The organism is Enterococcus florum, assembly GCF_004309355.1.
Lineage (GTDB): Bacteria > Bacillota > Bacilli > Lactobacillales > Enterococcaceae > Enterococcus_A > Enterococcus_A florum.
Genome location: NZ_BJCC01000029.1, coordinates 1 through 2500, shown reverse-complemented (window position 1 = coordinate 2500; position 2500 = coordinate 1). Strand labels below are relative to the sequence as shown.

At 50.8% G+C, this 2500-nt stretch carries 2 rRNA genes (1 of these 2 cut by a window edge); both read right to left on the bottom strand.

From position 1 onward, the window contains the following. A 23S ribosomal RNA gene (locus NRIC_RS15695) occupies positions 1-780 on the bottom strand; it reaches 2132 nt to the left of the window's first position. Positions 781-1033: 253 nt separating this feature from the next. Next, positions 1034-2500: ribosomal RNA gene (locus tag NRIC_RS15690) — 16S ribosomal RNA — on the bottom strand; the annotation flags it as partial.

Below are 2500 nucleotides of genomic sequence, written 5' to 3'. Positions count from 1 at the left end.
CGTGGGTTCGGTCCTCCAGTGCGTTTTACCGCACCTTCAACCTGGACATGGGTAGATCACATGGTTTCGGGTCTACGACCCCTTACTCATTCGCCCTATTCAGACTCGCTTTCGCTGCGGCTCCGTCTCTTCGACTTAACCTCGCAAGGAATCGTAACTCGCCGGTTCATTCTACAAAAGGCACGCCATCACCCATTAACGGGCTTTGACTTGTTGTAGGCACACGGTTTCAGGATCTATTTCACTCCCCTTCCGGGGTGCTTTTCACCTTTCCCTCACGGTACTGGTTCACTATCGGTCACTAGGGAGTATTTAGCCTTGGGAGATGGTCCTCCCGGATTCCGACGGAATTCCTCGTGTTCCGCCGTACTCAGGATCCTCCTAGGTGCTGTCTCAATTTCGTCTACGGGGCTTTTACCCTTTCTCGCAGACCTTTCCAGGTCCTTCGACTATTCAAACAGTCTACCATATCGGAGTCCTACAACCCCAAGATGCAAGCATCTTGGTTTGGGCTTTTCCCGTTTCGCTCGCCGCTACTCAGGGAATCGATTTTTCTTTCTCTTCCTGCAGGTACTTAGATGTTTCAGTTCTCTGCGTCTACCTCTATTCAGCTATGTATTCACTGAAAAGTAACATCCTATCAAAGATGTTGGGTTCCCCCATTCGGAAATCTCCGGATCAAAGCTTACTTACAGCTCCCCGAAGCATATCGGTGTTAGTCCCGTCCTTCATCGGCTCCTAGTGCCAAGGCATCCACCGTGCGCCCTTATTCACTTAACCTTATCAACCTTTCGGTTGGGTCTTGATCTTCTCTTCTAGCGATAGAAGTCCGATCAATAAAAATAAGCAATTGAACGTATTAAAAAACTCATTCAACGCGGTGTTCTCGGTTTGTTAATTTGATTTTCTGTATCCAGTTTTCAATGAACGAAATGTTTTGAGAGTAAACCTCTCAAAACTGAACGAATAAAAACAAATCTGTGTAGTCTTCCGTAACGCTAGTCGGCATTTCTGCTTCTTAGCTTTTCCTTAGAAAGGAGGTGATCCAGCCGCACCTTCCGATACGGCTACCTTGTTACGACTTCACCCCAATCATCTATCCCACCTTAGGCGGCTGGCTCCAAAAGGTTACCTCACCGACTTCGGGTGTTACAAACTCTCGTGGTGTGACGGGCGGTGTGTACAAGGCCCGGGAACGTATTCACCGCGGCGTGCTGATCCGCGATTACTAGCGATTCCGGCTTCATGTAGGCGAGTTGCAGCCTACAATCCGAACTGAGAGAAGCTTTAAGAGATTAGCTTAGCCTCGCGACTTCGCGACTCGTTGTACTTCCCATTGTAGCACGTGTGTAGCCCAGGTCATAAGGGGCATGATGATTTGACGTCATCCCCACCTTCCTCCGGTTTGTCACCGGCAGTCTCGCTAGAGTGCCCAACTAAATGATGGCAACTAACAATAAGGGTTGCGCTCGTTGCGGGACTTAACCCAACATCTCACGACACGAGCTGACGACAACCATGCACCACCTGTCACTTTGCCCCCGAAGGGGAAGCTCTATCTCTAGAGTGGTCAAAGGATGTCAAGACCTGGTAAGGTTCTTCGCGTTGCTTCGAATTAAACCACATGCTCCACCGCTTGTGCGGGCCCCCGTCAATTCCTTTGAGTTTCAACCTTGCGGTCGTACTCCCCAGGCGGAGTGCTTAATGCGTTAGCTGCAGCACTGAAGGGCGGAAACCCTCCAACACTTAGCACTCATCGTTTACGGCGTGGACTACCAGGGTATCTAATCCTGTTTGCTCCCCACGCTTTCGAGCCTCAGCGTCAGTTACAGACCAGAGAGCCGCCTTCGCCACTGGTGTTCCTCCATATATCTACGCATTTCACCGCTACACATGGAATTCCACTCTCCTCTTCTGCACTCAAGTTTCCCAGTTTCCAATGACCCTCCCCGGTTGAGCCGGGGGCTTTCACATCAGACTTAAGAAACCGCCTGCGCTCGCTTTACGCCCAATAAATCCGGACAACGCTTGCCACCTACGTATTACCGCGGCTGCTGGCACGTAGTTAGCCGTGGCTTTCTGGTTAGATACCGTCAAGGGGTGAACATTCTACTCTCACCCTTGTTCTTCTCTAACAACAGAGTTTTACGATCCGAAAACCTTCTTCACTCACGCGGCGTTGCTCGGTCAGACTTTCGTCCATTGCCGAAGATTCCCTACTGCTGCCTCCCGTAGGAGTTTGGGCCGTGTCTCAGTCCCAATGTGGCCGATCACCCTCTCAGGTCGGCTATGCATCGTTGCCTTGGTGAGCCGTTACCTCACCAACTAGCTAATGCACCGCGGGTCCATCCTCAAGTGACGCAAAAGCGCCTTTCAAATCGAAACCATGCGGTTTCGATTATTATGCGGTATTAGCACCTGTTTCCAAGTGTTATCCCCCGCTTGAGGGCAGGTTACCCACGTGTTACTCACCCGTTCGCCACTCCTTTTCTTTCGGTGG